Here is a 328-nt window from a genome sequence, read left to right as displayed (position 1 = left end):
CAGAAGAGTTTGGTAATCAAAAGTCTGAATCTTATATAAATACAGAAGGTAAAATAATTCAGAAAGATGATTATTTCTACACTCTGCCATTATCAACAATTTTTAAATACAATACTATTGGAGAGTTGACTTCAGTGGAGGATTCTGAAGGAATAGTAACAAGTTATTCTTATAATCTTGCAGGAAGACGTATTCAGCAACGTCATCCGGATAAGGGTATTACAAGTTACGAATATGATCCTGCCGGAAATCTTAGGAGATTAACAACGGATAATTTATTAAATGACACCAGTATTAATACCCATTATATAGAATACAAATATGATTA

Annotated in this window: 1 protein-coding gene; it reads left to right on the top strand. The window is 31.1% G+C overall.

Going from position 1 to position 328, the window contains the following annotated elements; genetic code table 11:
• Positions 1-328 (top strand): RHS repeat domain-containing protein (locus SOM16_RS23075; protein WP_320466353.1); only part of this gene is annotated, 328 nt, incomplete at both ends.

It is taken from the genome of Pedobacter sp. CFBP9032 (assembly GCF_034045265.1).
GTDB lineage: Bacteria > Bacteroidota > Bacteroidia > Sphingobacteriales > Sphingobacteriaceae > Pedobacter.
The sequence above is the reverse complement of the archived record's forward strand: the minus strand, read 5'-3'. Positions and strand labels throughout refer to the sequence as shown.